Genomic DNA, 24,001 nt, shown 5'->3' with positions numbered 1-24,001 from the left:
ACTGGCTTGCAGACATTGTCCTGTTCCAATACCAGCTTAGCAAGCCTTAATGTCAACGGATGTACTGGCTTGCAGAAATTGTTCTGTAACAACAATACCAGCTTAACAAGCCTTAATGTCAGCGGGTGTACTGGCTTGCAGAAATTGCACTGTTCCAATACCAGCTTAACAAGCCTTAATGTCAGCAGGTGTACTGGCTTGCAGTAATTGGACTGTTCCAATACCAGCTTAACAAGCCTTGATGTCAGCAAGTGTACTGGCTTGCGGATATTGAACTGTTCCGATACCAGCTTAACAAGCCTTGATATCAGCAGTTGTACTGGCTTGTGGAATTTAAACTGTGACAACTGTAAGTTGACATGGTTAAATCTCGGAGACAACGGAAGCCTATCCCGCCTTACGAAAATAGATCCGACTATCAATAACATGACGTTTACAGGCTCTACTTTTGACCTGAAGGAATTAGACAAGGGCATGGATGTCAGCAAAGTTACCATTATCAGCGGCGGTGATCCTGCCTTATCAGGCTCAACGGTCACCGGAGTTGTAGCGGGAACTCCACTGGTCTATGAATATGACTGCGGTAAATCAACAGCCGGAAATGAAACATTAACAGTTACCGTAAACTTAAAAGAAAAAAGCACGATTGCCGTCAATGACCCACACCTGACATACACGGGGAAACCCATCACCCTGACAAGAGATAACTGTGCGATTTACGGAAGTGATGGCGAGGTCAAGTTTACTTATGATAAGAAGAATGGTGACGGTTCATGGACAAACCTAGGCTCCGCCCCCGTCAATGCGGGTACATACCGGGTAAAGGCAGCCTTAGAGGAAAATGCCCTGTACAGTGACGCTGAATCTGATTATAAGGAATTTACGATTGAAAAAGCCACACCTGTTTACACTCCACCAACGAACCTAACGGCGGCTTACGGTCAATTTTTAAAGAATATCACACTCCCAGAGGGGTTTGCATGGGCAGATGATACACAGTCTGTCGGCAGCGCAGGAACAAATACATTCAAGGTGGCTTATACACCGAAAGATACAGAAAATTATGTAACCGTTCCTGATATTGATGTTACCGTCACTGTGGTGCAGGCAGCAAACGGCTGGACAGAGAGCCTTGCTATGACGGGCTGGACGTATGGGGAAAAGGCAGTATCTCCAACTGCCAAGGCAAAGTTCGGCAATGTCATTTTTACCTACAGTGATTCTGAGGATGGAACCTACACAGATACCGTTCCGACTGACGCAGGCACTTGGTATGTGAAAGCGGCAGTTTCCGGCACAGACAACTATACAGGGTTAGAAACTACCCTCGCCTTTACGATTGCCCCAAAGAGTATTGATAATAACAGCCAGATTGTCGTACCCGATTTGAAAAGTGATAAAGATGTAGAGAATCTTGTCATCAAGGACGGTGACAAGGAGTTGAAAAAGGGCACTGACTATGATGTTAGTAAGAAGCAGGACGGCAGCAAAGTCACTGTCACGATCACATTTAAAGGCAATTATAAAGGAACCGTTACAAGGACTTATACAGTAGAGAACAAAAAGCCGTCTGGCAGCACAGATACGAAGAAAGCATCCAATAGCACTAAAAATGATAAGAACGGTGCTGTACAAACAGGTGACACCACGACTACCGGACTATGGGCAATGATAATGTCGTTATCCGCTGGAACGGTCGCACTCCTAAAAAGCAGGAAACGCAAGGAAGAAACAGAGGAATAATTACAAGTCATGGGCTGTCTAAAAAAGGCAGCCCATTAAGAGCTGCCTCCGAAATATTTCTTATAATTCTATGTATATCTATAAAATCCCCTTCCTCATCAAATATTCTACTATGATCTGTCCAGGATATAATCGGCTTCAAAATCTTTTACAGGAACCGGCCGGGCAAATAGATACCCCTGTCCGTTCGGGCAGTCAAGTGATCTCAGGATTTCCTCCTGACGGCTTGTTTCCACACCTTCTGCGATCATTTCTATATCCAGGTCCCTGCACATTTGTATGATATTTCGCAGGATAATACGGCTCCGCTGTTGGCTGACCAGCGTCTGGATCAGGCTCTTGTCCAGCTTCAGTGTATCAAAATGGATATCATTCAGTACAGACAGATTACTATAGCGGATGCCGAAATCATCCAGGGATATGCGCAGACCAAGGCTGCGGATCTCCTGTACCGTCTTATAGAGCATGGCCGGACAGTGTTCCACGGTACTCTCCGTCATCTCGATTTCAAGACATTGCCTTGGGTAATCATACTTATCCAGGATCTTCTTCATGCTGCTGATAAGATCATCTTCCATCAGCGTAACCCTTGAAAAGTTCAGAGATATGACCAGATCATCCCGATCCCACTTCTGCAGCAGTTTGCATACCTCTTCCAAGACAAAAAGGTCAATATAGCGGATGATCCCGTTTGATTCCAAAACTGGTATAAACTCAGATGGAGGCAGGATTCCGAATTCCGGGTGCTGCTGACGGATCAGAGCTTCCGCACCGATCCCCTTGTGGTTTTCCAGATGGTATTTGGGCTGCAGATAAATGACATACTCACCTCTTTGGATCTGCCTGACCAGATTTCTAAGCAGCTGGCGGTGCTGTGCATCCTCACTCCCATGTATTTCATCATAATGACGTTTTTTGTTCAGCTTCATCACATCATCTGCGGCATGGATCAATGCCGGCAGATCATGCTCCACATTATCCCATGAAAACCCCAGAGACACACTGAAATTTTCATTTTTCTCGATTTTCTCCCGCAGCTCTTGAACCTGGCCCTCCAGCACGGCTTTTTCACTATTAACGGCAATGATCAGGAATTCGTCACCATTGAAACGGTAAATATCCGTCTGAGCAAAGACCATTTTCATCAGATTTGCCAGATGGCGGATATATTGATCTCCCGTAACAGTGCCATGATCCTCATTGATCTTTTTCAGATTATCTATATTGGCAACGATCACACCAAGTGAGCGTACCGCTTCTGACTGGTAATGCGGCAGATTATTTTCATAACTGTTTCTGTTCAGTACATCTGTCAGCAGATCGTAGTGATTGGCATGAAGCGTCGCCTGGAACAGACGGTCCCGTTTGATCTCATTGACGATGAAACCGGACAGGGATTCCAGAAATGAAACATTCTGAAAGTTGGCATTGGTATTATCTATGACTAGACAGCCGTACTCCTCCCCATGCTCTTCCAGATGGATCCAGTGCTGATTTTCCACATGGTGCCCCTGCATCAGCTGGTACATGTCGAAAGACTCTCCGATCATTGCCTGCGGATTCTCCAGCTTCACCGGCTTATTCCACTTCTGCGCACTCAGCCATCCGCTGAGCACCGCCACCTCCTCTTCGCCTAATGTCCATTGGTCCCCTGATTCCCCGACAAACCATTCGCTGTTCAGTGCATAAAGACCGCTCTGTTCATCCATCATCCAGATCCCTGCATGATCTGCTTTGAAAAAATGACAGATCGTTTCCAGAATACTCTGCATCGCCTCATCAAAACTCACTCTTTCCTGCATATGCTGGATACCACTGAGCAGAAAATGGCTTTCTGTTGCATTACTTTCCATGGAATCCACAATACTCTTATCATTAGAAATATCAACAGCGATCGCCAGTAAAACAACCTGCTGCTTCCATGTGATCAGTTTATTTTTGATAAGAAATTCCTGCTCCAGTGCGGTATTCATATCCTTCCATAAATAGAATTTATCTTTTGACCAGTTTGCCTTTGCACAAAACGGACAGGGGCTCTTCCTCCTATGCATGATCTCATAGCACTTTTTTTGACGGCACTGGCTTTTTGTAAGCCCGACACGGTCATAAAATGCCTGGTTTCCTAAAATAAGAGCATAGCTGTCCGGATCAACAAGATAGGCAATATCACCAAATTCTCCCAGATAGGTATCAAAATCCTTTTTTTCCAAAAGTTCCAGATTTTCATATCCTGCCTCTGCACATTCCGCTGCCGTCAAGGACTGCAGTTCTTTTAGATCCAGCCTGGGTTTTACCTCCCTGTTATAATACTGATATAAACCTTTCTGTGAATTTTTCACCTCATACAGAGTCTTATCAGCCTGTTCAAACACAGTTTCATAATCACTGCTGCCTTTTATCAGGGAAATACCGGCACTGAATTTAATATCATACCTTTTATCCTCCTGCATCTTCTGATACAGCTCCATCAATGCTTCATCAACCTCTTTATAGGACGAGATCTGTTCCATAAGGACAATGAATTCATCACCACCGAAACGTCCTACAACACAGTGTTCGTGAAAGACTGCCTTCAGATAATCTGCAAACAGTATCAGCGTATCATCTCCGGCTTTATGTCCATAGCTGTCATTGATCTCTTTAAAATTATCAAGATCCAGGATCAGAAAGGCACGCAGTTCTGCCGGTTCACGGAGACATTGAATAATTTTTGTTTCTGTACTCTTTTTATTATACACATCCGTCAGCTGATCAAATTCTGACTCATAGCGCAGCTGAAAGCTGCTTTTCTTCCGTTCGTCAATATCCGTCAGATACATCAGCGCCATCAGTTCATTCTGCAGCGGCTCCTTAAACAGCAGGATTTCTATCTCCATCCACATCATCTTATTCTGTTCTATGATCCTGCGGAATTCATATTTTAATCTGGTAAGGCCGTTTTGATAAGACTGCCTGAGGTTATTGCGATCCATCAGCTCCATATAACCCCTGCGGTCATCCGGATGTACAACCTTATAAATAAAACGTGTATACAGCTGTGTGTAGGTCATCTCCTCAACCAGTTCATTATAAAGGTTCCAGATGCCGCCCATTCCATAAAACTGGTCCTGTGTTATATTAAAATGTCCGTATGCTTTCTTCTCTGACAGCAGCATATGATAAAACTGCGTTTCCTTCAGATAGGTTAAATACTCCTGCTTTTCCTTGGATATGTCTTCAATAAACCCCAGGATAACAGGCTCCTTGTCCTTCTTTTTTTCATAGGAGCTGAACTGGAAACGGACCCATTCCCCACTGGTCAGCCTCACTTCGTTTATGGTACGGACATGCTGCTTCAGCGTTTTATGAAATGCATGCTGCAGTTTGTCATCATCTGTCTTGCTCAATGGCCGGTCCCTTTTTGCATACTCAGAAGAGTATGCAGAAAAAGTAAACACTTTAGGAAGGCCTGAAAGGATTTTTTTCTGGCTGGCCATATAGACGATCTGGTTTTTGACGTCTACAACAAAAGCTTCCTGCCGGAGCTGTGTAAATAAAACGTGCAGAAGCTGAAGCATATCCTCGTTTTTTGTTTTACCAAGTACAAAATCACTTACATCCAATGACATGCAGCAATAAATCCCATCTGCTTCGATCAGCTTCATCCGGGTATAAAAACGGCGCTTTCTATTATGTACTTCCGCATCATGAAGGAATTCCCTGCTCTGGATATCCTCCTGGTATCCCTCGAAAAACTTTTCTGTAGAGAGTAAGGATGAAAGACAGTTTTTATATTTATATCTGACATCATCCCTGCTCTGCTGCAGCATCGAATAAAAAGCTGCATTTCCATACAAGATTGTAAGCTCCTTATCCTTTTTTAAAAAATAACAGGCCAGAGGGAAATTTTCTACTATATCTTTTAGCTGTTCCATATGTCCATCCGATAAAATCGCATCAAAATCATTCATAATAATCTCTCCTTCACCTAACTCCACAATCTGCGTTCAGCAGCTTTAACCCTTTATTTATACGTCATGGATACCAGTTCAAATGCTTTTATGAAATACAGCAATTATAAAGCATATCGAGGGCATTGTCTGGAACGTTTTTACAAAACAAGAGATGCTTCCCTGTAAAAATGGACAGGAAACCTGTTATCATTTTACAATAAAATCCCTTTTTTTGAAAGGATAAAACCAGTAATTTCTAATAGAGCAAGTGTACATCAGCATCCAGAGAACAAGATGGATACCCCCCATTTAATTTTTTATTCCTTTTGCCCCATTCTGTTGCTTGTTTTGAAGTTATCGCTTTTTTCCGATTTATATATCGGAGTAAAAAGCAAAAAAGAAGCACTGTATATTTATTCTGTTAATGTTATACAGTGCTTCCTCACATCTATTGTTTTTTATATCTGTCCATCATCTGGTTATAATCTCTTAAGCATTCAGCTTCCAACTGGTTGCTTCTTTACGCTCCAGCACGAAGTCCGCATAGATTCCTTTCTGCCTGATCAGCTCCTCGTGGTTTCCTCTCTGCACGATCCGCCCATCATCCACCACCAGGATCTGGTCTGCGTTGCGCACGGTCTTTAACCGGTGTGCGATCATGATGATGGTCTTATCCCTTGTGAGTACCTCGATAGCCTTCTGCAGCCGGTCCTCATTCTCCGGGTCCACATTGGCCGTAGCTTCATCAAGGATCACCACAGGCGCGTCCTTCAGCATGGCTCTTGCTATGGAGATCCTTTGTTTTTCCCCGCCGGATAAAGAAGCGCCGCCCTCACCGATCACCGTATGGTATCCATCCGGGAGTGCCTCAATAAAGTCATCGCAGCATGCCTGTTTTGCAGCCACCACCACCTGGGCATGCGTGGCTTTTGGTTTTCCGAATTTAATATTATTCTCAATGGTATCTGCAAACAGGTAGACATTCTGGAATACTATGCTGATCTGGTCCATCAGAGATTCCAATGTATAGTCGCGCACATCATGTCCTCCGAGCCTCACCGAGCCGCCATCCACATCCCAGAACCGTGCAGCCAGATTACAGAGTGTGGTCTTTCCTGAACCACTGAGTCCTATAACTGCAGTCGTTGTCCTGTCAGGGACCGTGAAGGACACATCATGCAGGATTTCCTTTTTTTCATAAGAGAACCTGACATGGTCAAAGACGATATCATGGGAGACCGGGGCCATCTCCTTCCCTCTCACATCCATCTGCGGTATATCATCCATCTGGTTGGCATGCTCTATGGAGCTGCTAACCAGCCTTAGCAGTGACATCCCGCTACCGGCTGTTTCAATCTGTGCAAAGACCAGAAAGGACATAATCACCACCATCAGTGCATCGGCAAGGAGCATATTTCCAGATAAAAACAGCTGTACTGCCCCCAGTATCATGCCGATGCCGGAGATCTGCAGTGTCAGTCCCTGGGCGATCACATAGGGTGTGAACAGCTGCTCCATATCCAGATTGCTTTTCCGGTTGGATTCCAGTGCATCCTGTACCTTCTTATCCCCCCTTCCAGTCAGATTAAAGGACTTAATGATGCTCATTCCCTGCACATACTCCAGAACCGCCTCCACCAATACTGCCTCAGACTTCTGGCGCTTCGGTGCAATGTGGGCGGATTTCCTTTCCATTAAAGAGGTTATCAGCAGATATATCACGGTTCCCGCCACAACAATCAAACCAATCCGCCAGTCAAAAACCAGGACCATGACCGTGAACACCAGTGAATTGACGAAACCGCCCAACATCCCTACCAGCACCATAGGAGCAATGGTCTCTACATTTTCAAGGACCGTTGTGGTAACTCCGGTTATCTCCCCAAGGCTGTTATCGTTAAAATAACCCATAGGCACGCTTTTCAGCTGACTGCCGATCTGGATACGCTTATCTGACACCATAAAGTATCCGGCATGTGTCTGCTGAAGCTGTGAGAAATACCGCGTAACTGCATTTCCCAGAATACTGGCCAGCATCAGAGCAACCGCCGTCCATGCAGGGCCGGTTCCGCCCTCCCCTCCTGTCAGTGCCAGAAGGACAAAGTAGATCGCCCCAATCTGGAACATCTTGAAAACTGCTTCCAAAAAGCAGACTATAACAGATTTATTGATGTTTTTCCGTTCTTTCCCGGCGAACTGCCAGATCTTCTTTAAAGCATTTATCATGCTGCATCACCATCCTTTCCCCCTATATGCGCCTTCCACATGGTTTCATACAGCGTACTGTCTTTCCTAAGTTCTTCATGGGTACCCACAGCATCGATCCGGCCATCCTTCACCACCACGATCTGGTCTACATCTGTAATCGTAGACAGCCGGTGAGCAATTACGATGACGGTCTTTCCCTGGATAAGCTTCGCCACTGCATTCTGCACCACGGCCTCATTTTCGGGGTCAATATAGGCCGTGGCCTCATCCAGGATGATGACAGGGGCGTTTTTCAGCATCGCTCTTGCGATGGCAATCCGCTGCCGTTCCCCACCGGAAAGATGGGCGCCGCCGCCTCCTGCTTTTGTGTCATATTTCTTTTCCAGTCCGAGGATGAACGTATCACAGCCTGCGGCTTTTGCCGCCTTTTCAACCTCTGCATCCGATGCGGAAGTCCTGCCCATCCGGATATTTTCCCGTATGGTATCATTAAACAGATAATTGTCCTGGGATACAAAGGCGATCTGCCCGTAAAGCTGCCAAAGCGGAATTTCCTTCTCATCTGTTCCCCCGAGCAGAACCTTCCCACTGTCCACATCCCAGAAGCCGCCGATCAGCTTGGCAATGGTGGATTTCCCGCTTCCAGATGGGCCTACAAGCGCTGTCATTGTACCTGCCGGGATCGACAGGTTAATATCATGCAGGATCTCTTTCTCAGAATGATAGCCAAAGGATACATGACGGAGTTCGATGTCCATTTTCCCTATGGATGCGGGTGCTTTGGCATGCTCCTGCTCTTCTCCTTTCAATATCTCGTCAACAGAGCCGGTAATGGTTCCGATTTTTGCCAGGCTGTCCGTAAAGCTCATGGCCTTGATCAGCGGGCCTACAATGCACAATGACAGCACAATGGCGATTACGAAGGTTTCCATAGGAAGACTGCCGCCACGGTACATGAGCCATCCTGCCGGGAGCACAGTGACCAGCGTGGCCGGTGCAATGGCATAAGCAAGGGACATTTTAAACTGGCATTTTTTCATCCAGTGATAATAATAAGCCGCATTAGCTTTTATCCGGTCTGCAAATTTCCCGTAGGATCTCTGCCCCTGGTTGAATGCCTTGATGACTTCAATGCCGCTGATATATTCCACAATGCTCTCGTTCATTTCCCTGGTTGTCTGAACGGCACCCTCATAATCCTTTCCATAACCGCCCATGACCAGCATCATAAACAGCATCCCTACCGGGATGGATACCAGAGACAGAAGCGCAATGCGCCAGTCCAGAACAAACAGGTAGATGATAATGCTGACCGGGACCAACAGGTTGGATGTCATCTCCGGAACAAGGTGGGCAAGCGTTGTCTCCATACTGTCCACCTGATCCACGATGATCTGTTTCATCCTGCCGCCGGAAGTATCCACAATGGTTCCAAGGGGCATCCTGGGCAGCTTGGCAAGGATCTTTTGGCGGATTTCCTTTAAAATGGAAAAGGCAGCTTTATGTGACACTGCCAGCGCCACATTGTAAAAAAACGTCTTCACAAGAGAACCTGCCAGTGCCAACGCACACCAAAACAGGTAGATTCCCCTTTGTGTTTCCCCCTGTATCAAGGCAATGATGACCTGCGCCGCTGCAAAGAAAGGCACAAGGCCTCCCAAAACGCCAATGACTGCCAGCACAATGGACTTAAGAAGCCTTCCATGCTGTGATTCTCCCAGCTCCCATATCCGGAGCAAAGGGCTTTGCTGTTTCATAGTTTTTCCTCCTTTTAGTTAGTTTTAACTAACTCATGATTTTATTTTTAGGCTGCCTGTTCCATCAAATGGAATCTGCAGCCAAACAAATAATTTTATGAATCCTCCTGGCCAAAAAAAGTATCAAATCCTGCCGCATGGTATTTTTCCAGCATACAAACATATTTGCCGGCAGTCTCACGGCTCATCCTGTGCCGGACAACCTCGAACACGCCTTCAAAATATGCAGTAGTGACTATATGTAAAAAATCCTGAGTCACTTCCATGTCTCCCGCGACTTTATACCCGGCCACTTCCATGTATTTATAGGTATACTCCACTTCAATCTGGGTCAGTTCATCTACAAAGTTCTGGAATTTGGTACCGTGGGAAGCATCCAGCAGCAGGCGGAATTCATCCAGATTCTCATAAACATAATCTAAGAAATGGTCCATTTCCCTAAAACTGTATTCATTGACGCGTTCCTTCTGCACTTCCGGCTCGAACCTGTGAAACGTCTCCTGAATTTCACTGAATAACTGAAGTACCCCGGTTACCGCAGGTTCCACAAGTGCTTCAAATAATCCCTCCTTATCCCGGAAACGGACATAGATGGAATTGGTGCTGGTACCTGCATTTACTGCAATCGTCCGAAGGGATGCATCCTTATAGCCTTTTTCTAAAAACTCCTGTTTCGCACATTCCAGCAGGCGTTCATAAACTCCTTCAATCTGTTTTGCCACAGAATCACCTCCCAACAATAACACCGTTTCATAACACTGTTATCATTTTAACAGCTTAAAGATAATTTGTCAAGACTCAAAAGTACATAATTAATATATTGTTAGATTCCAGCCTGCGGATCGTTCACGTATATTCACAAAATCTTGATAAATCCCCGCCTGTGATAAAAGTTCTTCGTTTGTTCCCCGCTGTTTGATTTCACCATCAACAATCACCAAAATCTGATCAGCAAGTTGAATCGTATTTAGACGATGGGCAATTATCAGCAGCGTCTTTCCCTTTACAAGTTCAGATATGGCCTCCTGAATATAGCTTTCATTGTCGATATCCACACTTGCTGTTGCTTCATCCAGAATTATAATGGGGGCATCCTTCAAGATACAGCGGGCAATCGAGATACGCTGCTTCTCCCCGCCTGATAGTGTAGAACCGCCTTCGCCAACAACTGTTTGGAATCCATCAGGCAATGCCATAATAAAATTATAACACCTTGCTTTCTTGGCTGCTTCATAAATCTCTTCCTCAGATGCGTCTGGTTTTCCCATACTTATATTGTTATAAATAGTATCATGGAAAAGGTACACTCTCTGGAAGACCACACTGATCTGTCCCATCAGTTCAGCTAGAGGCACCTCTCGAATATCTGTCCCACGAATGGTTATCGTTCCGGATTTTATATCCCATAGGCGTGCGAGCAAATTTGCAATGGTAGACTTACCCCCTCCAGACGGACCTACTAATGCAGTCATTGTATTTTTCTTCATGGTAAAGCTAATATCATGCAGAACTTCCTTATCTGTATAAGCAAAAGCTACATTATCAAAAACAATTTCTGGCTGATCCGTGCCACTCTGAGCGGGAATATGCTTTTTACCCTCATCCGGCAATTTTTCTTCATACAAAACGGTTTCAATCCGATCAAGAGCAGCGTTCATTACTGTAAGTCTGGAGGCTTCTCCATACAGCGCCTTTAGAGGCCCAAACAGGTCAAATACAAATAGCAGTACGCCTAATAAATAAGGCAGGGATAAACTTCCATTCAGTTGTAGCAGAATGGACAATGCGAAAATAGCAGTGATTCCTATCCCATAAATAACATTTAAGCCACTTGTCCATGGCGTCATCTTTGCTTCAAACGCAGTAGAGGTATCTCTGGAGCGTCTAAAATTATCTGCCAGCTCTTCTGATTTTTTTCCAAGCAGATTGTAGCTCTTAATTACGCTAATACCTTCTGCAAAAGATAGTACCGCATCTGTCAAATGTTCGCTTTGGTCCTGTCTTTTTACTGCCTCATTTAACGAAACTTGATTGTTCATATTATGTGCTACTAAAGTAGCAATCATCGTAACAGCCACCGCTGCCAGACCTAAGCGCCCGTCAAGCACGAACATAAACACAAGCAGCACAAATGTAGAAAGGACATAACTCAGCATATTCGCCAAGGTGCTCATTGATACTTCTTCAATAAATACCATATCTGTACTCAAAACAGAACTGACTTTTCCAATGTTACCTTCCGTGAAATATCCCATCGGCATTTTTCCAAGATGTGCTCCCAGTTCCATTCTTTTGTCTGCAAACATCATAAATCCGGCAGCACTTTGTAAACGGTCACTTAAAAAGTGGACCAACATCTGAACGGCCACGGCACCTGCCAAACCAAATCCCACATAGAGGCATTGCTTACCTGTCAATGTTTTTTGATAAAACCCAGTCAAAACAACAAATGCAAAAAAAATCGGCATTTTGGAAAGAATAGATTCCAAAAAGGCGCATACTAAGGCTGCCTGTATTCGGCCTTTATATTGTCCGGAAAGTTTTAAAATTCTTGAGAATAATGTGAACATTTATCTCCCCTCCTTTGACGTATTGATCTTCCACTCTTCACTATCTAAAACTGCATGCCATAATTTCTGATATTCCTTACAGCTCTTTAACAATTCTTCATGAGTTCCCGTTGCTACCAACGAACCCTGTGCCATGACGCAGATTTGGTCTGCATTCATTATCGCAGGAAGTTTATGGGCAATAACCAAAAGTGTTTTGCCTTTTACCAGTTCTGCGATAGCCGTTTCCATCTTCTCTTCATTCTCCGGATCTGCATAGGCAGTTGCTTCATCCAACACGACAATTGGCGCATTTTTTAAGATAGCGCGTGCAAGCGCAATTCTTTGACGTTGTCCTCCAGATAACATTTTTCCGGCATCTCCGGCCATAGAATGAATACCATTGGGCAATTTTTCTAAAAACTCTGAACATTGCGCTTTCCTCGCGGCTTCCATAACCTCTTCGTCCGTTGCGTCTAAACGTCCCATTCTAATATTTTCCAAAAGCGAGGCATTAAATAAATATTGATCCTGAGCCACATAGGATATCTGATTATTCAGGGCCTCCAAACTCATTTCCGAGATCTTCTGACCGCCAATCGATATGCTGCCCTGCTGCGGATCATAATAATGAATCAAAAGCTTTGCCAGCGTACTTTTTCCAGATCCAGATTCCCCGACCAATGCCACCTTTTGTCCTGCCTTTGCAATAAAACTCACATTATTAATTACATTATTTACTGTTTCAATTGGCTGTCCATCCAGACCTGGCTTACTCTGAGAATATCCAAAGGTAACATTTCTATATGAAATTGTATGATCCCCTCCAACAAAATCATCCTCTGTCTGCTGTAGTGGTGCGCTATCAAGAACCTGTTCCAACGCCGATATCTTACAGTTTAACTGCGGCATGGTCGGTAAAAATCCCATGGATTTTAATAATGGCATACCAATGCTCAATGATAAACACAATACAAGAATCAAATCTGGAAGTGAAGACCAGCCACAGAGAACACACCACGCTCCCAACGGAAGTGTGAGGATAATCGTACACGGCAAGAGACTGCTATAAATTGCCATCCAGGGCCATGCTGCTTTATACCAAGCCAGTGTATAATCCCTATAATCTCCTACATCCTTCTGAAACCGCTCATAGGATTCTGCATCTTTATTAAACACCTTTACGACTTCCATACCATTTATATATTCTATAATAGTATTATTCATCCTCTGTCCCGCCATATAATACGGTCCCATTTTTTTCATGCCAACAGAGTACATGATCATCATAGCTATAAAACTGAATGGTATGGATACAAGTGACATTAAAGCCAGCTTCCAGTCCACAAAAAACATTGCCATGTAGATAGCCAGTGGAATCATAAGATTGGCAATTCCCTCTGGCAAAGAATGAGCCAATAATACTTCCAGGCTGTCTACATCATCTACAAATAATTTCTTTACTGTACCGGTTCCCTTATCTTGGATAAATCCAAGAGGCATTCTCTCAAAACGCTTCTGCAGTGCAATTCGCAGACGTAATAGCGTACTATAAGCCGCTCTGTGCGATATGTTCAGCCCTACACCATATAAGACCGCCTGTAATACAAGGCAGGCCAACACACCACATACCCTCGGTAAAATATATGTACCCTCAATGGATTCTCCCATGACCAGCGACGTGATTATCTCATAGGCTGATACAAATGGTAAAATCCCCATCAAAACGCTTAGCAGCATAACGAAGGTTGCTCTGTACATTTCTTTTTTATGCGGTCCCGCATACTCAAATACTTTTTTGAACATAAAACTCTCCTAACAAAAATATTTTATTGACAGCATCTTTAGAATTGACGGAGTTAACTCTTGATTGTGAATATATCCTGTTTGATCAAGCTGTAATACCTCAGTACAGGTACGAACAATAAATTCAAAATCATGTGATACCACAAAAATGATGACTCCCGAATCTGCAAGCCTTTCTATTAAGTGACTTACCCTTATCATTGATTCGTAATCCAATCCACTTGTCGGTTCGTCAAAATAAATAACAGGGCTGTCTTTTAGCAGGGAAGCACCAATAGTGACCCGTTGCTTCTGACCTCCCGAGAGAGATGCCGGATGCCTTTTTCGATATTCCGAAAGTTCCAACGCCTCTAATGTTTCCTCGACCTTTTTTGCACAATCCGACTCAATGCCAAGTGACAGTTCTTCTTCTACGCTGCTTCCAAATAATTGATAATCTGTATCCTGCATAACCAAATAAGATAGTGCTCTGCGCTGCCTAGGTGATAACTTTTTTCCATCATATTGAATTTCACCATCAGTTTCTTTTAATAACCCTGTCAGAATAGATAGCAGAGTTGTTTTTCCGGCACCATTATGTCCCAAAATACCAATAACATCCCCTGAATGTGTTTCGAAACTGATATTACTTAATACTTGTTCCTCCTTTTTATAAGCGAATCCTAACTTTTTGGCGCGCAATATATGTTGCTCTTTAGTCTTCCGTCTTTTTGCACAATAATTTTCCGCATCTCTTTCCGGAAATACTGTTCGCAACCCATAAGCAACTCGTCGTTCATCTGAAAGCTCACAAAATCCGTTTCTGGTGAATTTTTCTTTTATACCGCCATTCTCAATCAAAAAGATCCGGTCATATAAATCACGCAGATAATAAAACCGATGCTCTACTACAAAAATTGTAAAACCTTGCTGCTTCAGCTTTTTCATGATCTGAGCTAACCTCTTTGTAGATTCATAATCTAAATTTGCAGAAGGTTCATCAAATATATAGACTTTAGGCGCAAGTGCATAAACGGAACCGATTGCAACCTGCTGTTTTTCGCCACTGGATAATGTAAAAATACTTCTATTTAGAAATTTCTCCAACACCAAATCCCTCACAGCTCTTGTTATCCGGGATATAGTTTCCTCTCTTGGATACCCCATATTCTCACAACCGAAAGCCAACTCCCTTGTAGTATCGGTCATAAAAAACTGTGAGCGTGGGTCTTGAAATACTGTTCCTACTTTTCCTGCCAGTTGGGCAGGTTCCATTTTTAAAACAGATTCTCCATCCAACAGAAGGTTTCCTTTGATTTTTCCTGGATAAAAATGTGGTATTAAACCATTCAACGACCGAATTAATGTCGTTTTCCCGCAACCGCTCCTGCCAGTCAGAAGAATGAATTCCCCATTCTGAACAGTCATCTTGATATTCTTCAATATATATTCTGAACTTTCTTCATATCTGAATGAAAAATCCTGAAATTCTATCATCAACTATACCCTCCATAAAATAATCTCACCAATGGACGTATGATCCAGAAACAGAAGAAAACCTAAAAAGGCAGTACATAAAATTATTACTGCATATTCCTGCCACGAGAAATAGATACGGTTCAGGGCATATCTTTTTGCCTCCAGTTCCAATCCACGCGTAGTTCCTGATGCTGCCAGCTCATCCGTTACTTTTAAGCATCGCATCAATAATGGAATCAAAATATATTCTATTGTGGCGATTGGATGTGTCATCTTTTTCCACGCCGTATCACAGATTCCTCTGATTTTCATAGTATCACGGATCATTCCATACTCTATCCGAAGAGTTGGAATATAACGGAACATTACCACAAGGGGAATTGTTACTGCTTGTGGAAGATGAATTCTTTGCAGGGAAACCATAAGGTCATCCATATATGTCGTTCTCAAAATCCATAACCCTAACATAACAATTGGAATAAGTTTCAATAATGTAACACCAAAAACACTCATAATTACGCTTAACACAGGAACCTGTACATATCGAAGCAGAGCGTTAAGATATGCAATAATCACATAAATCAACAGCATTTTTAATGCCCACATAGACCCATTTCCAAGGCTAATAAACAATGCAAAGACAACAAGTAAAGCCAAACTTACAATATCACCTCCCAAGAAATAGCTTGTAAATCCAAGAAGAATCAATAACAAAGCCTTACATCGCGGATCAAGCCTTGCCGTTCCATGATATTGTTGTGTTTTAATTATTTGCTTAATATTATCTTCCTTCATGTATTCCTCCGAAAATGAACGGGACTACGCCAACGTAGCCCCGTCCTTATATTTAGGTACTCATATTGGAACCTTATTCATATTACATATTTGTGTCTTTTTAATCTTATTTTACCAAAACAAGTCCAGCCTTAATAAAATGCTTCTTCAACATTTTCTGTCCGATATAGCCACCCAGTAAGCCACCCACCAAGCCTGCTGCGACAATCACAACCAGCATTGGTACAGAAGTGATTGTTAACATACCATCTATGTATTCCTGAGCAATATTGTTTTTCTCCATTGCTCCAACAAAAGCACTTTGCAAAAATTTAATCGGACAAATAGCTCCAAATGCAAAAACACCGCTGAAAATCACATATGATGTAACCATAGACTTAATAGTGATATTTTTTCTTCCCATAACCAGGAAATCACAGATAATACCTCCCACGACCAATGCAATCGGAATAAACCAGAAAGCACCCACCAACAGGAAAAGAATCGCCTGAATAGCTCCGCATATTGTGAACACTCCTTTTTTTGGAACTTTGGCAAGCAATAACATCATTACAATTCCATTAGGAATGGCCACTACTGCCGGGTAAAATACATTTGTTACAGGGCCGGCCACACTCATGATTGTACTAATAATCATACAAATGATCCACATAAGTGCCGTCAAAGCTCCAGTTAGAATAAAATCTTTTGCAGTTAATTTCTTTGACATAAAAATCTTCCTCCTTATGTTATTCTGAAGTCGCATTGAGTTAGCTCTCACTAACTCGTGATTATAATAACAGATAGCAATTTCTAATTTCAACCCAAAATCAATATTTCTAAACCCAAAATCAGTATTTTATAGATTGAAGCGTTGCATTTCTTTGTATAATTTTGGTACCACGCCGTATTTCTTTTTAAAAGCAGCTGAAAAATTACTTGGTTTAGAATAGCCTATCATGGCTGCAATCTCACTGATATTTAAGTTACTCTCAATCAGAAGCTGCGCACCGCGAGTTAGCCTCTGGTCAATGATATAGGTATGAATCGGCATACCCACTATATTAGAGAATCCTTTTGTTAATTTACTTATACTTAATTGCACTTGTTTCGCTAAATCTTCGCACGAAGGAGCATATGCCAGTTGGGAATCTATAATACGTTTAGCTTCCATGACAGAGATTCTTTCAGTTTTGGATATCAGAATATCATTTCTTATTAAAATATCCAATTCCAATATTTCACTTAAATATACAGCCAAAAGCTCTAATACCTTTGCCTCAAGATATAGATACCCCAATCCGCCTCTAAAGTGCATAAATTCTTTTGTTTCCGCCAAAATTCTTTCCATTGACGGGGTAATATTGACTTTCGAAATTCCCCCTAAAAGTTTTTCTTTATACGCTTGTATTTCCTGAACCTCAAAGTATTCTGTTAACAGCATAGAAAAATATGACATTGGGATTTTCATACATTTAAACGAAAAATCCCGGTCTTTTATATAACAAACACATTCTGTTTTTCCGTGTCCTTTATAAATACAAGACTCCCCCTTTTGAATATTCACTGAATTGCATTCATTCATAACACCCCACGATACACCTTCATTTAAACAGAACATGATCTGGACGTATTCGTCACTGTTAATCCCTTGAACATTTATATCAGAAAAATAATTCATCTGCCAATCCGATAAGATGACCCCACGTTTCGTAGTTGTTTGAAAAATACGCCCATTTCCAACATCTGCAGGCATCTCCATTGTAAATGTCTGTGGAGAGTTCATTATTAATTCAGAATAAAGTTCATTTAGCATGTTATCCCTTTGTGTCATTTTTCCACCTCTTTTTTCATCTAAACATTTAGCATCATCAGATTTTGCTTGCAAGCAGGTTCGCCGGTCCAATTTCAGCATAATCATCCATTCCTTTTATGCGCACTTGCACCTCAAAACAACAGCGGGCGCTATTGTCATAAAATGTGATGTAAAGTGAGCGGTAGCCGGACTCTCTTGCATTTGCAATATAGTCTTTATAATAAGGCCTTACGGACTCTTAGAGATAAGTAACTGCGTTTTCTTCCGAAATTCCAGCGACGATTGCGCTAAATTCCCTGAGGCGCTGAAATTGGGAGGTCAGAAAATCGTTGTGTTCCAGAATATTGGCAATCTGGATAAGAAAATTACAGTGTATCATATCTATCGGATTATGTGTCTGTCTTGCTGACTTCCTCAAATCTTCTATGTAATTATAAAGAATTTTAATCACAGTATCTACTGAAGATTTTCAAACCAACTGAGAATAATTTTCATTAGAAAATTCCAAAAACTCTTGACAATCCAAATTAGTAGTTTTATAATCTGTAACAGTGTTATATAACATCGTTATAGATTGGAGGCTTATAAAAATGGCAAATCAAATTGAAGGTGTAACCGAGCAGCTTCTGTGTTGTGCTGCAAAGGAATTTTTAAAAAAAGGTTACGCAGACGCTTCTCTGCGTAGAATTTCCGAAGCTGCAAATACAAGCACCAGCTCAATCTATGTGCGGTTTGGAGACAAGGCCGGTCTTTTTTCCGCCATTGTCGATGGCGCCTGCGATGACTTTTTGAAAATGTGTGAAGAAGAAATTGAAATATTCAACCAAAATAACAGTGAAATGCCCTTTGATGATATGATCAGCTACAAAATGGGTATGATGGACCGGATTCTTGACAATATTTTTGACCATTTTGAAGCCTTCAAGCTTTTATCCAGTAAGGCAGAAAGTTCAGCCTTCAGCAATTTCATACACCGCATTGCAGAACTCGAAGCAGCACAGACACAGCACTATATACAGGCAATCCACAACGATGCTCTTGAGTCTGGCCGTCTGTCGTTAAGCCTTTTACAGACACTCTCCAGTGCTTACTGGATGGGTGTATTTGAAATTGTAGTCCGTGACATGGACCGGGAAGAAGCAAAAACATATTTTCTTCAGCTCAAACGCTTTTTCTGCTGCGGCTGGAGGGATCTTTTTTCACCGTTACCTTAAGACTGTATTTTTTTAATGTAAAGTTAGTTTTTACTAACTCAAGAAGGAGGATTATTGTTATGAGTGCCCAAGACACAAGAACACAGTTACTGACAGAAAATCCGTGGCGATTGATGGTGTCTCTAAGCCTGCCCGCCATCATAGGAATGGTGGTCATTGGCCTGTATAATTTTATGGATGCCGTCTACGTCGGGAATATGATTGGATCGGCAGCTATGACAGCTGTGAAGGTTTCTTATCCTTTTACACTGATTAACAGCGGAATATCCACTTTGATCGGTGTCGGATCTGCATCTGTTCTATCCCGGGCAGTCGGCAAAAATGACCGGGATACCGTTGACCGTATCATGGGAAACCTATCCGTATGCATTATTGTCCTGTCACTGGCAGTAACCGTATTAGGTACGATTTTTACCAGACAGCTTCTGACACTGGCTGGTGCAAAAAATGAAATCATGGAGCTTGGCGTGCGCTATCTGCGCATTATCTTTATCGGTTCACTCTTCGTTAACTTCGCCCAATCAGCCAATATGGTCATGCGGGGAGAAGGACTGCTTAAAAAGGCTATGTTGATTATGGGACTTGGCGCTGCCCTAAATATTATTCTCGATCCTTTGTTCCTATGGCTCCTGAAATCAGTGGAAGGTGCTGCATATGCCACAATCCTTTCTCAGTTCACTCAGGCATGTTTCACATTATGGTATTTTACCATAAAAAGTAAGAATGTCCGGATTAACCGCCTAAAACTTGACCAAAAACTTCTGCCGGAGGTGTTGGGTGTTGGTGTATCAGCAATGCTGATGCAGGTAATGCAGCTCGTCCAGCAGACCGTTATGTACAGTGCAGCACAAAAATATGGAGGCAGCGAATGGCAGACAGTCCTAAGTGCAGCACTGAGCCTTCAGGCATTTGCTTTTATACCACTATGGGGCATGAGCCAGGGCTTTCAGCCGGCAGCCGGCACAAATTATGGAGCAAAGGACTACAGCCGTGTAAAAACTCTGATGCGGGTGTTCGTTACCGGTGCGACAGCCTTATCCCTTATCTTTTACCTGCCTGTCATGTTGGCACCAAAAGCTATGTTATCCATGCTGATAGCAGATAACCCTGCCCTTGTAAATACTGGTGTAAGCAACCTCCGGATTTTTTTCTCCAGCTACATCACACTGGGCCTCATGATCATGACCATAACCTTATTCCAGTCACTGGGACAGGGCGGCAAAGCTGCTTTACTGACGATACTCCGCCAGATTGCCTTCTTTATCCCCCTCATCTTCCTGCTGCCCAAACTGTATCCGGCAAAGGCGGCGATAAACGGCGTATTCTTTGCGCCTGTGATTACGGATCTACTGGTTCTGATCCTTTCTCTTTGTCTGATAATTTCAACTTTCCGGAAAATAGGAACCAGTACGCAAAATAGAAAAATGCAGGCTATACGGCGTAATTAAGCCCTGCAAGCAGTTTTCTTAATCCGTTTCTCTGAACATAACTATATTAACAGCAAAAGAGGGTGTCGCGAAATTATTAAAATAAATAATTAAGCAATCCCCGCACACTATATGTGAAAAAAATCGGAAGAAATCCTGTTGCTTGTAGATGACTTCCGATTTTTTGGTGTACTTTTATAAACAGACTCCCAATAAAATATTTCATCTGTAGCCAACTGTCTGATTTCAGCCTGCGTAAATTCATGCATAATGCAGCCATCTTTTATATATAACGGTGGTTATAACGACACAGGCCTCAATCCTTTTCACATTCTGAACAATACTGGTTCTTACCATTTCGTTTTGCCTGATACATGAGGGCATCCGCTTTTGAAAAGAATTTCTCAATGTTGTCACCTTCCACCGAAGGCTGCCCCTCGTAAATTCCGAAACTTAATGTAACATCTATGCCGCCCGGTTTTTCCTGAAGTGCCTTAAGTCCTGTCTGTATCGTCTCCACTACATGGACGGCAGCCTCCAGATCCCTCCCTGGGAGAATCACAATGAATTCCTCACCCCCATACCGAAAGCACAAATCGTTTTGGAAAGACTGCTTCATGACATTCGCCACAGTTTGAATCCATTCATCGCCCACAAGGTGTCCATAGTTATCATTTATCTGTTTAAAATCATCAATATCACACAAAACACAAGTCAGTGGCATCTTCTTTTCAATACAGCGCTGCCATATCATAGGCGACATCTGCCCCAGCTTCTGTCTGTTATAGAGTCCGGACAGGGCATCTCTTTCGGCTGCTTCCTCCAGCAAAACCTGTCTTTTATAAGAGTTTATCCTGACTCCATAATATGTAAGGCTCGAAATTAAGGAAATAATAGCAAAAACTGAAAAATTAATAATATTTGCCAGAACGTCTTCTTTTGTATATAGACTTATGATAATAAGAATCAGCCCGCAGCCGGCCACATGAAAAATCATATAGAAAACTGGTTTCACAAACGAAACAATCGGCACAATTACCAGAATTGTAATAAAAATAATTCCGGAAAAGCTTCCATTGTAATATGTATCAACAGCCGTAATATAGACGGACCACACAATCAAAAATCCATCATACACTACACTTAGGACTTCCACAATATGATATCTATGATCAATATCCCTGCTTACGGCTATTAAGATGATATATGCTGCTATACTACATAATAATAGGGAGGTATATGCTATGAAATATGCAATATACTCCATACTGCTAAAAAAGCCTCCCCGCAGAAACCACATCCCCAGCATTATGATTTCGAAAAACATGATCGTTGGAACTGCTCTTTTCCCACTGGCCAAACTGTCAGCAGCTGCACGCTTTAACACGATTTCCCGCTCGGATTCATGTTCAAATTGATCATTAAAACTCAATTTTTTCAAAAATTCTATATTCATACGATTCGATTCCTTTATGTTTTAATACCGGGCGGCATTTATACCGGCTTTTTATTTTATATTCAAAAATTTTGATAAATCCAGTTTACTATATTTCAGCCTGAGCGTCCATAACAACGTTGTTTTTGACTTAAAATAAATACAACTGTTATAAGTGTCAACAAGAACTATGAAATAAAAAAACAGGAATATCCTGTGGAAAATCATATGCTAAAAGGCACCTGATTCCACGGGATATTCCTATTTTCGGGTTAAGGACTTACTATTTTCCCCGAATGTAAAAAGAACTGCGGTTTTCAATTTTCATAAAAAGAAATGCGGTTTTTCCCACCATTTTTCGAAGCATAAAGCGCTGCATCTGCATCTTTGTAAAAATATGGAAAACTTTTTCCCATTGATGGCGCGATCCCCACACTGAAGGAAACTTTTCCGCTTTTTCCTGAATCAGACATAAATCCTGATATATGGTCATTCACTTGTCTGATATATCCCTTAATCTGTTCCCTGCTGTGCCCCTCCTGAAGAAAAATGCCGAACTCATCCCCTCCCAGTCTTCCGATAACTGCAGTGTCCGGAAAAGAAGCTTTCAGTAACTCCGCTGTTCTAATCAACACTTTATCACCAAACGGATGACCAAAAGTATCATTTATATCTTTGAAATTATCAATATCCAGCATAATAAAAATACCTTCCCTCTGGTTGAGGAGACCTTCGACGGACTGAATAAATGTATCTTTATTATAAATCTTCAGACTTGTATCGTATTCTGCCCTCTCCTGCATTGCAATCTCGCGGCGCTTTGAATCGTTTATATTCTTTACATACATAATACCCTTCTTCTCGCCAGTGACAATATCCGTGATCAGGCGTATAATCGTCACAACCCAGATGTAGGTGCCCTCCTGGCCATTCAGCATACGGTATTCAAGCTTAACCTCCTGCTCTTTGTTTTGAAAGGCCTTATTAATATTTTTCATCAAAAAACATTCCAGATATGCTTCCCTGTCTTCCTCCTTCACATATTCTGCAATATGGTCTAAGGCAAACTGCTCATAATTGCTTCCTTCTTCTACATAGGCGCATATTTCACAGTTCAGTTGACATTTTTCATAAATATTTTTTGAAAAATTGATAATATAAAATGCAATGGTATCGGACAGCACTGCCATACGGTACTGTTCCTCCACAGCATAGACTTCGCCTCCTATTTTCTCCCGCAGGGTTTGCAATGTTTTATCTGCAAATCTAAGAGGATATGCCTCTATGTTTTCTTCTGTAACTACAGGCGCTGAGGCATGCAGACAGCCAATTTTCCAATCTTTCTCATCTTTCATCAGGGTAAGAGATTGTGAGAACCTGCTTTTTGTTACTTTTTCATGGCATTTTGCTGTCACAATCACATCTGCACAGAGTACAGCTATATCTCCTCTGAGCATCCGTATCTCTATACGGCTAAAATCAAGGGAATGGGAAACTTCATTGTCATTTTTCTGGCCATCCAGGAAGACTTTTGTAACATCATATTTGGATGTTACAAACCCCTGTTCACCGATTCCAATCCCCACTACGGAATCTGAAAGGCATTCCAAAACGCTATCTAAATCCTTTGAAATGAGGCCTCCATCTTCAAATTTATAAAGCACTTCTTTGATTCTGTCTTCCTCCGTCATATGCTTTCCCCCCTTATCTATATCCATCCACATCCTGAACCTTTACTGGTTACTGCATTAAGTACGCAGGAGCAGACTCCGACAGATTATTCTACATTGGGCAAATATTTATACTTTTATTTTTCTTGGAACCTTATCCATATTATAATACTGTAAAATGCTTTCATTTGCAATAAAAATAACTGTGATTC

The 24,001-nt window shown here is 42.2% G+C and carries 17 protein-coding genes; 3 read left to right on the top strand and 14 right to left on the bottom strand.

Annotation, left to right across the window (positions count from 1 at the left end; all coding sequences use genetic code 11):
* A partial coding sequence (locus ABIN22_RS21695) for a hypothetical protein (protein WP_346911170.1) occupies window positions 1–428 on the bottom strand: 428 nt, incomplete at its 3' end.
* On the opposite strand from ABIN22_RS21695, the gene ABIN22_RS21690 reads away from it, so the two are divergent.
* Window positions 427–1,743 carry an MBG domain-containing protein gene (locus tag ABIN22_RS21690; protein WP_346911168.1) on the top strand — a complete coding sequence of 439 codons (1,317 nt, stop codon included), beginning with the start codon at window positions 427–429 and terminating at the stop codon, window positions 1,741–1,743. The genes ABIN22_RS21695 and ABIN22_RS21690 overlap by 2 nt on opposite strands.
* A gap of 110 nt (window positions 1,744–1,853) precedes the next feature.
* Here the strand turns inward: ABIN22_RS21690 and ABIN22_RS21685 are convergent, their stop codons facing one another.
* From ABIN22_RS21685 to ABIN22_RS23370, 11 genes are all read right to left on the bottom strand, one after another.
* Window positions 1,854–5,693, bottom strand: a complete 3,840-nt coding sequence (locus ABIN22_RS21685) for a bifunctional diguanylate cyclase/phosphodiesterase (protein WP_346911166.1) — start codon at window positions 5,691–5,693, stop codon at window positions 1,854–1,856.
* 471 nt (window positions 5,694–6,164) lie between these two features.
* Window positions 6,165–7,901, bottom strand: a complete 1,737-nt coding sequence (locus ABIN22_RS21680; protein ID WP_346911164.1) for an ABC transporter ATP-binding protein — start codon at window positions 7,899–7,901, stop codon at window positions 6,165–6,167.
* Window positions 7,898–9,640, bottom strand: a complete 1,743-nt coding sequence (locus ABIN22_RS21675) for an ABC transporter ATP-binding protein (protein WP_118618761.1) — start codon at window positions 9,638–9,640, stop codon at window positions 7,898–7,900. Before ABIN22_RS21675 ends, ABIN22_RS21680 begins: the two co-directional genes overlap by 4 nt.
* Window positions 9,641–9,735: 95 nt before the next feature.
* Window positions 9,736–10,362, bottom strand: coding sequence for a TetR/AcrR family transcriptional regulator (locus ABIN22_RS21670; protein ID WP_346911161.1), 627 nt, complete (start codon window positions 10,360–10,362; stop codon window positions 9,736–9,738).
* A gap of 90 nt (window positions 10,363–10,452) precedes the next feature.
* A complete protein-coding gene (locus tag ABIN22_RS21665) occupies window positions 10,453–12,210 on the bottom strand; it encodes an ABC transporter ATP-binding protein (protein ID WP_346911159.1) in 1,758 nt (585 codons plus the stop codon).
* Window positions 12,211–13,995, bottom strand: a complete 1,785-nt coding sequence (locus ABIN22_RS21660) for an ABC transporter ATP-binding protein (RefSeq protein WP_346911157.1) — start codon at window positions 13,993–13,995, stop codon at window positions 12,211–12,213.
* A gap of 9 nt (window positions 13,996–14,004) precedes the next feature.
* The gene (locus ABIN22_RS21655; RefSeq protein WP_346911155.1) at window positions 14,005–15,471 is read right to left on the bottom strand and encodes an ABC transporter ATP-binding protein; all 1,467 of its coding nucleotides are present in this window, start codon (window positions 15,469–15,471) and stop codon (window positions 14,005–14,007) included.
* 3 nt (window positions 15,472–15,474) lie between these two features.
* Window positions 15,475–16,248, bottom strand: coding sequence for an energy-coupling factor transporter transmembrane component T family protein (locus ABIN22_RS21650; protein ID WP_346911153.1), 774 nt, complete (start codon window positions 16,246–16,248; stop codon window positions 15,475–15,477).
* Window positions 16,249–16,354: 106 nt separating this feature from the next.
* Window positions 16,355–16,957, bottom strand: a complete 603-nt coding sequence (locus tag ABIN22_RS21645; protein WP_118618749.1) for an MptD family putative ECF transporter S component — start codon at window positions 16,955–16,957, stop codon at window positions 16,355–16,357.
* A 129-nt stretch (window positions 16,958–17,086) separates the two neighbouring features.
* Complete coding sequence (locus tag ABIN22_RS21640) at window positions 17,087–18,061, bottom strand: helix-turn-helix domain-containing protein (protein WP_430517211.1); 975 nt, start codon at window positions 18,059–18,061, stop codon at window positions 17,087–17,089.
* A gap of 37 nt (window positions 18,062–18,098) precedes the next feature.
* Entirely contained in the window at window positions 18,099–18,251 is a 153-nt protein-coding gene (locus ABIN22_RS23370; protein WP_430517210.1) for a nucleotidyltransferase family protein, read from the bottom strand.
* Window positions 18,252–18,633: 382 nt separating this feature from the next.
* Between ABIN22_RS23370 and ABIN22_RS21635 the strand changes: the two genes are divergently transcribed.
* Together ABIN22_RS21635 and ABIN22_RS21630 are read left to right on the top strand one after the other, a co-directional pair.
* A complete protein-coding gene (locus ABIN22_RS21635) occupies window positions 18,634–19,257 on the top strand; it encodes a TetR/AcrR family transcriptional regulator (protein ID WP_346911151.1) in 624 nt (207 codons plus the stop codon).
* Window positions 19,258–19,316: 59 nt separating this feature from the next.
* A complete protein-coding gene (locus tag ABIN22_RS21630; RefSeq protein WP_346911149.1) occupies window positions 19,317–20,705 on the top strand; it encodes an MATE family efflux transporter in 1,389 nt (462 codons plus the stop codon).
* Window positions 20,706–21,000: 295 nt separating this feature from the next.
* Here ABIN22_RS21630 and ABIN22_RS21625 read toward each other — a convergent pair whose 3' ends face one another.
* Window positions 21,001–22,140 carry a GGDEF domain-containing protein gene (locus ABIN22_RS21625; RefSeq protein WP_346911147.1) on the bottom strand — a complete coding sequence of 380 codons (1,140 nt, stop codon included), beginning with the start codon at window positions 22,138–22,140 and terminating at the stop codon, window positions 21,001–21,003.
* A gap of 296 nt (window positions 22,141–22,436) precedes the next feature.
* On the bottom strand, window positions 22,437–23,810 hold the full coding sequence (locus tag ABIN22_RS21620) for a diguanylate cyclase domain-containing protein (protein WP_346911145.1): 1,374 nt from the start codon (window positions 23,808–23,810) through the stop codon (window positions 22,437–22,439).
* Window positions 23,811–24,001: the final 191 nt, after the last annotated feature.

Source organism: Faecalicatena orotica (assembly GCF_905197545.1).
Taxonomy (GTDB): domain Bacteria; phylum Bacillota; class Clostridia; order Lachnospirales; family Lachnospiraceae; genus Faecalicatena_A; species Faecalicatena_A orotica.
This window is presented reverse-complemented; position numbering and strand designations above follow the sequence as displayed.